This window comes from Acidithiobacillus sp. (assembly GCF_023255755.1).
In the GTDB taxonomy this organism is placed as follows: domain Bacteria; phylum Pseudomonadota; class Gammaproteobacteria; order Acidithiobacillales; family Acidithiobacillaceae; genus Acidithiobacillus.
On sequence record NZ_JAGDVS010000190.1, the window covers coordinates 1 to 8,472 of the forward strand.

Consider the following 8,472-nt stretch of genomic DNA (forward strand, 5'->3'; position numbering starts at 1 on the left):
ATACTGCACAGTGCGCAACTGATCCTGCTAGTGGCCGATGCGAGCACGGGATGGCAGGCGGAGGACGAAACCATCCTGCGCGACCTGCCGGAAGGACCGCGCCGTATCATCTGGAACAAGCTGGATCTGGTTTCTGCACCGCCCGACACCCCGGCGGGTGAGGCGGCCATCGCCCTCTCCGCCCAAACCGGCGCAGGCCTCGAGGCATTACACCGCAGCTTGATTGAAGCACTCGGCGTACAGGGCGACAGTTGCCCCTTCAGCGCCCGCCGTCGCCATGTCGAGGCGCTGGAAAGCTGTTTGCATCAGCTCGTCGCCGCCCGCGACATGCACCGCCTGGGGGATGCCCCCGAACTGGTCGCCCAGTCCCTGCGTGAAGCCGCAGTGGCGCTGGCCAGCATCACCGGCCGTATGGACGTGGAAGATATTCTCGGCGAGATTTTTTCGCGCTTTTGTATCGGGAAATAAAGTTCATTTCAACTGCGGTAGTAAGGCGATAAGTTGTTTTTTGCTGATCAGTCCAGGTATGAGGCCGAGCTGTCCATTCTTCATTTGATAGATAACGGCGGGCGTCCCCCTGATCCCCAAGGCTTGCATGATACCCAGATTCGTATGGAGATCCGTGGCGGTTTTGGTACTCAACCTGGCTTGCGGCAACTGCGCATAGCCTCCGCTTTGAACCGCGCCTTCCACGATCTGTTCGAAATGCTTCAGTGCAGCCACGGGATGCGGCGCTTGCAACCATGCGGCGGCCTCGGCAGGGCTATACCGGGTGAGAAATGCCACGGGGACATAGCGCACGGTTAACTTGCCTTCCTCAATGAGCGGTGCCTCGTTGTCGTAGAGCACATGGCAGTAGGGGCAATTGGGATCCTGAAAATCGTATATAATGGGTCCGCGGTGCCCTTCCTGGATGTAAGTGAGGCGGTGGGCCAAAATCTGGCTCCACAAAGTCTCGGGCGTCAGCTTGTTGGGCTGAAGATCGCCCGCTGTGGCGGAAGATATACCGGCCATCGCAATGCCCCATCCGAGTAGGCAGCGGATAGACAGCTTTCCAGATAAATTCATGAGTGGCTTCCTTTTCGGTGCATTCCTCAACATCCTTTGTTGCTCCTGTCAATTTCGTGCGGTAAATGGTGAAGGATCCGAGGACGGTGTTGGCAGCATCTGATGCAGATGTTGCAGCAGGGTGTCGGGTCCTTCGTACCCCTCGTATTGCGCGACCATGGCGCCCTGCGGGTTGATGAGCAGCACCGCAGGGGGACCGAAGAGGTGATACTGGCGAAGCAGATCCCGGGATGCCGCATCACTGGCGGTCATGTCGACCCGGATCAGGGTAAGCGGCCGCAACGCCTTCTCCACCCGACGATTATCGTAGGTGGTCACATCCATACGATGACATTCCACACACCATTTCGCCCAGAAGTCCACCAGCACGGGGCGGCCATCGGCTGCCGCCAGCGCTGCCTGCAACTGGGGAAGACTATGTACCATCTGGAACTGAAGGTGACGATCAGGCATTGGGACCTGGCCACGGTTCGTAAATGGCGCCAATGGTTCAAGAACCCGGGTGGCCCCGGCCAGTGCCCCCGCGCCCAGCGCCAGACCGTAGGCAAACAGGAGCAGCCCTACGCCCTGCCAGAATCGGGACCAACCAGCAGTGCCCGGGGGCGAAGACGAGAAAGCCCCGATAAATACGGCGGTGATGACCGCAAGCGCAGACCACAAGGCGAGGGTGACGGACCCCGGGAGTATCCGCGAGAGAAACCAGATGGCGACACCGAGCAGCACAACGCCGAAGGCGTCCTTGACCACGTTCATCCAGCGTCCGGTCTTGGGCAGGAAATGCCCGGCGGAAGTGCCGATGATGAGCAACGGCACACCCATGCCCAGACCCATCAGGAAAAGTGCCAGCCCGCCCAACACCACGTTGCCGGTGTGGGCGATGAACAGCAAGGCACCCGCGAGCGGTGCCGCCACGCAGGGGCCCACGATCAACGCCGAAAGAACCCCCATCACCAGGGCGCTGAGGAAATGGCCCCCCTTGCCATACTGGGAAAGGCGCGACTGTATGGCCGTCGGCATCTGCAATTCGTAGAATCCGAACATGGACAGTGCGAGCAGGACGAACAATGCACTGAACCCGGCGAGTACCCAGGGGTTCTGGAAGACGGCCTGCAGATAGGAACCCGTCAAAGCCGCCAGAACACCGGCTATGGTGTAGGTCAGCGACATGCCCAGGACGTAGAACAGCGAAACCCAGAAGGCATGACGCCGTGCGTGCCTGGGGTGAACCTCCGCATCCCCATGGCCTACCACCAGTGCCGAAAGAATGGGAATCATCGGGAAAACGCAGGGCGTGAAGGCGAGACCCAGCCCCGCCAGGAAGAAGAGCAACAGCGTCCAAAAGGGTTGTCCTCCTTGCAAGCCACTGGAAAACTGCGCTTCAACACCTGCAACACCTGCAACACCTGCCATCGGTGCAGCAGCGGGTTGCGCTGCTGATGCGCCGGCGGATGATGATGTAGCGGCCGGAGACGGTAACGCCGCTGTTGGGGGTATGTTTTCTGGAACCGCCTCGCCAGGGAACGTGGTCACTGGCAGCGCGAGGGTTTTAGTCATTTCCGGATAACAGACGCCTGCGTTGGCGCACCCCTGAAAGCGACTGGTGACGACTACGGCCTTCGGGGGGGTGCCCGTAAACTGTAATGGAACACGCAGGGTGGTGGTGCCTTCATAGACCTGCAAGCGCCCCACGGCGGGGACGGTCATCCATTTCCCGGGAGGCAGCGTGTAAGGGGTCAGGTGGACCGTATTGGGGGAGACTTCGAGATGGATGTGGTCACGATAGAGGTGGTAGCCGGGCGCAGTTATCCATTGAACCACCAGGGTATGGTGTGGCGCCATCCGCGCGTGAAATGAGAAGGCTTTTGCCTCAGGCAGGAAGGAAGGGTTTGCGAAAAGAGCACTCGCCTGGGCCACGGGCATGACCAAAAACAGCAGCACGAGCGGTACAATCCGTGCCCAGATTAGACGCTTCATGGATATTCCTTCTGAAGATAGTTTCCGTAACCCGGCCCTGTGGGACAGGTTGGAGCTACGGGATGCTGGATAGTTCCCTATGGAAAAACCTTTCAATCAGGGAGGATAAAGACTTGGAGGATACAGATGCAACAACAAAGCGATAGTCCCCTTGCGATGCCGACCTGCCTTCCGTTCAAACCGGGCCGACGCATGACCTTTGCGCGATGTCATCCAGGGCTGGCACCCGCCCACGATGCAATCGGTAAGCACCGCATGGTGGCCCTCCCGGCGTTGTTCGCCGCCAAGCTCTGGGTTTAACCAAAACCTGAGCAGCTACTACTGCCGCTGCAGGCCCAGTGTCCAGATATGCCCATTCACCGATTCAAGATGCAGGATGTAGGAGCCCTGCGGCAATGGTGCCATATTCTGAGTCGCTGGCGGGAGGTGGATCATGGCTTGCGCACCGACAGGTCCGGCGATTCCGAATTTCCCGGTGTGAATTTGCTGGTAAGCAAAATCATTCACAAAAGCGCTTTTTGGCAAGGCAGATAGAGCAGCACTATTCCACCTCTCCACCACCTTCCCGGTTTTACTGTCGACCAGCGCAGCTTCGAGCACATTGGATGGTTCCGCGGCCACGCCGGCGTTGACATAGGCGTGGAATTTTATGCTGCCATCGTTCTGTAGGATGCCATGATCTAATTTCCAGTGGTGCTTGGCTGGACTTACCGGGCCGCCATGGAAAGGGGTGATTACCGAACCGCGGTAATAACTGTAGGTGGCAACGATGAAGACCACCGCGATCCAAAACAAAACCAGCGCCAGTTTTTTGAATGCCCCATCGCTCAAGGGCAGGGGTAGGCTACCGCCCAGCCAGCGAAACCAGGCGTTCGCTGCTAGTCCTTGGTATCGGGAGAGCAGCCAGTTATCCAGCGAGTACGAAGCGCTTCCGGCGAGGAAGAGGGTGACGCCCATGGCAAAGTTAGATGCGGCCATAGTCCATTCGTCAATGCAGGTGGCCCCCTGCCAGCCGAACAAGAGCATGAGCACCGTGGACAGCCCAATGGTAGCTACAGCAGCAAGCCGGATATACAGACCGGCGATCAACATAAAACCGGCGATCATTTCTACGGCGCTAAAAATGATCACACCGGCATAGAGGAGGGTGAAGTGGTGAAGTAGAAACGCGACCAGGTGATCTGTGCCCAGTAGCGCTCCAGGCATGGCCGTCTGGAACTTGTAAGCCATCCAATGGCCGTGTACATCGAGTTTTTGCGGACCATAGATGAAGCGTCGGGTGCCACCGCCCCAGTAAATCCACCCCTGGACGAAGCGAACTGCGAGCAGGGCAATGGCGGCGAGTCGCCAGCCGCGATCGGCCGAGTCTTGTGGGGCAGTGCTTGACATTGTGGTTGCCATGAAACCTCCTGTTTGGCCTAAATTCGGATGGGAGCGATCCATCACACGGCCTGGCTGCGCCCCCTACCAGAGGAATCCCGTCACACCCCTGCGGAATGGCCCGTGATCGGGTCCAAATCCCCAAGCTGGCCCTGGCCACCTATGTAATGAAGTCGATTCTCACCCCGTGCATGAGGCTGCGGCCATACCGACAGCAGGTATCGTGCCAGCCATATGGGGATGGCAGGGGGCTGTTTTATTTTAATATTCTTGTAACGGAGATTATCAAGGCGGGGCACGAATGAACCAAACGGCGCAGCTTGGCTGTGACATTGTGCCAAAAGGGCCAGCAAGTCGTCCCAAGGCGACCATCCAAATGCCAGAATTATATTTTCTCGCCGTCCTGCAAATCCTCGTGGTCGCTGATTAGTCCGAGATTTTTCATGCGGGTGCGCAGTTGCTTGCGGCTGATGCCGAGCAGAATGGCGGCCTGGCTTTGGTTGAAGTGGGTCTTGTTCAAGGCCGAAACGACCGCTTCGCGCTCTAAAGCGTGAAGGTCATAAATCCCGCCGATGGGGGGTATTCTTTCCGCTTCCGCTTCCGCGATACGCATCTCATTCGGGAGATCGGCCGCAAGTATGGTGCCGCTCCGATTCAGCACCACCAACCGCTCGACGAGATTCTCAATCTGTCGGATATTACCGGGCCACGAATAGGCATTCATAGCGGCCAACGCTGCAGTCTCTATCTCTACTTCGGGCCGCCCCAGGTCTGTGCATACCCGCTGCAAAAAAAGCGTACGAGAGAAGTGATATCTCCGCGCCGTTCACGCAGCGGTGGAATGTGCAGCGGGATGACATTCAGGCGGTAATACAGGTCTTCCCGAAAACGGCCCGCCTCCACCGCCTTGGCGAGGTCCACATGGGTTGCAGCAATGATGCGGGCCGCGAGGGGCAGGGGTTGGTGCCCGCCGAGGCGGGTGTATTCCCGCTCCTGCAAGGTGCGCAACAACTTGACCTGCATAGCCAGTGGCATGTCGCCCACCTCGTCCAGGAAGAGCGTCCCAGCGCCCACCATTTCCAATTTCCCTGCCTGAGACCGCACCGCACCGGTGAAGGCACCTTTCTCGTAACCGAAGATTTCGCTTTCCACCAGATCCAGAGGGATGGCCCCGCAGTTGAAAGCGAGGAAAGGGGCACGGGCGCGGGAGGAGGCCATGTGCAGCCCCCTGGCGACCAACTCTTTGCCGGTTCCCGACTCGCCGGTAATAAGGACGTTGGAAGGAGCGGGCGCGACCAGATTTATCATCTCCAGAATTTCGAGCGTGCCCTGACTCTCCCCGATAATGCCGTGGCGCGGCAGGTCCTGGCGGTGGGGCAGTATGGTGTGACCCCGGCAACTCAACGCCTGCCGGATGATGGCGACGAGTTCCCCCTCGTCCACCGGTTTGGTCAGGTAATGCTCCGCGCCCGCCTTGATGGCCTGTACCGCCTGTTCGATTTCGCCATAGGCCGTGGCGATCAACACGGGAATCTCGGGCCAGCGTTCCTTGATGTGCCTTAGCAGCTCGGTGCCGCTCATCCCTGGCAAACGCTGATCCGTAAGGACCAGGACGGGGAGTTCCCTGGCCATGACGGCCAACGCCTCCTCTGCCCTTTCGGTTTGTATGGTCGAGAAGCCCTCGGCCTCCAAGATGGCGGCGAGTACACTGCGCAGATTTTTTTCGTCCTCGACGATGAGAATTTTCTGGGATGGCATGCCGATGGTTTTTTCAATACCCCTAAAATGACGATACCGATGCGTGGGTCATCGATCAGAACACTGCGGAGGCAGGCAGAGCGCGAATTCCGCTCCCACATCCCGCTGGCGCAATTCCACTTGGCCGTCGTGAACCATCATGATCTTGGTGACCACCGCCAGTCCAAGGCCGCTACCCTTCGCCTTCCCTGTCACGTAAGGCTTGAAAATGTCGCTGACTCGCTCCGGTGGTACCCCCGGGCCATTGTCCACAACCCCGGTCACGAATTGCCCATTGCCTTCGCGCCGACCGTATAAGGTAATGCAGCCACCGTGGTTCGGCAAGGCTTCGACAGCGTTGAGCAGCAGGTTGCTGATCGCCTGCTCCAGCAACTGGGGATCGACAACGACCTGCAGGGATGGAAGGCAATCTATAGTAAGGGCAACATTTTTGGCCTCGAGATCCGTCGCGTGCCGCTTGCTGCTGCGTAAGAGCAACTCCAACGCAGATACTTCTGTGAGCTGTATATGGTAGGGACGCCCGAAATCCAGGAACCCCTGGGTCATGTCATACAGTCGCTGGACCTCCTCTTCGATGATATTTATGAAATCTTGTCGGTTCACCGGCTGCTCGTAGCGGACCAGGTATCGCGCTGCACCGCGCAAGGACGAAAGGGCGTTGCGGATCTCGTGAGCCACCTGGGCCGACATCTCTCCAATCGTGGCCATGCATTGCATCGCCTGTTGTCTCCGGTGTAACTGATTGAGTTCCATCAGGTATTGTTGCAGCCGTTGTTCCAGCCTCTTGAAGCCTTCCTCCAGATGCATCATCTCGTCGCCATCCGCCGGAGCGGGGGGATATGGTGAGAAACCGTCTACATGGAGCCGCGACTCCATGTCTGCCATCTTCTGCGAGAGGCGCAGGATGGGGCGGGTGAAGGCCTTGCCGATCAGCGATGCACCGATGAGGCCAAGGAAAGCCGTGATCATGCCAAGAAAGGAAAGACGCCTGATCGCAAGGTCCATGCGGGTATCCACCATGTTTTGGATGGTGTCGTTATTGGGATGCAGGCTGACATAACCGAGCATGTGCGATCCAACCCGGATGGGGGTGGTAAATTTCTCGCGCCCCGAGCGTGGTGACCCTGGTTCTTGCCGACCGATCGCGGTCAACTGTGTACTCGCGATTATTACGCCTTGCGGATTTATTATGATTGCATGGCGGATAAGCGGATTGCTCTCGACCCGCTTAATGAGTTTGAGCAGCGCGCTCCCATCTTTGAGTAATAGAGGGCCAGCGGCATCGCGGGCAAGTCCTCGGCTGAGATGGAGAACTTCGCTATGAATCCGCACCTCCACATTTTGTTCGGCGGCGGTAAAAATAAACAGGACAATCGTTCCATAGATGCCAGCTATGAGCATGAGCACAAAGATCATACTTTTGGCACGCAGGCTGAGATGGCGCCAGAAATTAAGGGCCATGGCGCGGCTGAGGTGTGCTGTCAAAGTGGACACTCATGTTTCAGTCGGCCCATTCAGTTTCAGTGAGCTGCCGGATGAATACGGCAGAGACCAGATAGCTAAGGCGTGAGTGACGCCGTTGGCGGTTATGGAAAACCTCGGTTGACAGAAATCCTCTCGACCGTTTCGGTACTGTACTGAATCTGTGCCTGTGTGCCTGGGATTGCCAAGAAGAGATTTATCACTAGCTGATTTATTTGGTGGCGCTTCAGGGACTCGAACCCCGGACACGCGGATTATGATTCGCAAATATGTACTAATAAATACAATCTGGTACGCATATTTGCCCAAGTTTATCAGCGATTTGCCCAACCTCTCGTTCCCGCCATTTCCCGCCATTTCCCGACCTCACTTGGGCAAAATTTGGGCGCAGATTTGGGCATGCGACGCGCTCGCTTACGGCCCCTGTCGCCGGGCTGGGGTGCCCCATGACGGACCCTGAAAACCGTTACCGGATCCTCTCAGCAGCGCCTGAACCATCACCCCGTTTCGCACAGCCATTCCTGCATATAGGTGGTGGCGTCCTCACCTTCCCCGACTCTCTCGAATCCCATCAGCCGGATAGCCTGTGGGCTGATAAGCACCAGCTTGGGATCATACAATGGCGGCAAAGCTCTTTCATCCTTCGGCATGGCGGGTTCCAGCACGGCAACCAGATGACACCGATCCTGGTAGGTGCGCAGATCCCCCTTGGCCGGAACCCGCTGTCTGGCCGCCTCGATCTTGAGGCGTCGCCCACGCACGCGCAGGGGGTATACACTGACCAACATGAGCCGATTCCTTTGACGCTGT

Annotated in this window: 7 protein-coding genes and 1 pseudogene; 1 reads left to right on the forward strand and 7 read right to left on the reverse strand. The window is 58.1% G+C overall.

Translation table 11 applies throughout. From position 1 onward, the window contains the following. Nucleotides 1-468: pseudogene (locus Q0C48_RS13415) on the forward strand (tRNA uridine-5-carboxymethylaminomethyl(34) synthesis GTPase MnmE); the annotation flags it as partial. A 3-nt stretch (nucleotides 469-471) separates the two neighbouring features. Here the strand turns inward: Q0C48_RS13415 and Q0C48_RS13420 are convergent. The 7 genes from Q0C48_RS13420 to Q0C48_RS13450 form a co-directional block, all read right to left on the reverse strand. Then, a complete protein-coding gene (locus Q0C48_RS13420) occupies nucleotides 472-1,068 on the reverse strand; it encodes a thioredoxin fold domain-containing protein (protein WP_291525175.1) in 597 nt (198 codons plus the stop codon). A gap of 48 nt (nucleotides 1,069-1,116) precedes the next feature. Next, complete coding sequence (gene dsbD / locus Q0C48_RS13425; protein WP_291525177.1) at nucleotides 1,117-3,042, reverse strand: protein-disulfide reductase DsbD; 1,926 nt, start codon at nucleotides 3,040-3,042, stop codon at nucleotides 1,117-1,119. Nucleotides 3,043-3,360: 318 nt separating this feature from the next. Beyond that, nucleotides 3,361-4,443, reverse strand: coding sequence for a TQO small subunit DoxD (locus Q0C48_RS13430; protein WP_291525179.1), 1,083 nt, complete (start codon nucleotides 4,441-4,443; stop codon nucleotides 3,361-3,363). 364 nt (nucleotides 4,444-4,807) lie between these two features. Beyond that, nucleotides 4,808-5,146, reverse strand: coding sequence for a helix-turn-helix domain-containing protein (locus tag Q0C48_RS13435; protein ID WP_291525181.1), 339 nt, complete (start codon nucleotides 5,144-5,146; stop codon nucleotides 4,808-4,810). A 26-nt stretch (nucleotides 5,147-5,172) separates the two neighbouring features. Next, on the reverse strand, nucleotides 5,173-6,180 hold the full coding sequence (locus Q0C48_RS13440) for a sigma-54 dependent transcriptional regulator (protein WP_291525183.1): 1,008 nt from the start codon (nucleotides 6,178-6,180) through the stop codon (nucleotides 5,173-5,175). 48 nt (nucleotides 6,181-6,228) lie between these two features. Continuing rightward, the gene (locus Q0C48_RS13445) at nucleotides 6,229-7,674 is read right to left on the reverse strand and encodes an ATP-binding protein (protein WP_291525185.1); all 1,446 of its coding nucleotides are present in this window, start codon (nucleotides 7,672-7,674) and stop codon (nucleotides 6,229-6,231) included. 485 nt (nucleotides 7,675-8,159) lie between these two features. Then, the coding region (locus tag Q0C48_RS13450; RefSeq protein ID WP_291525187.1) for a hypothetical protein at nucleotides 8,160-8,472 on the reverse strand (313 nt) is incomplete at its 5' end.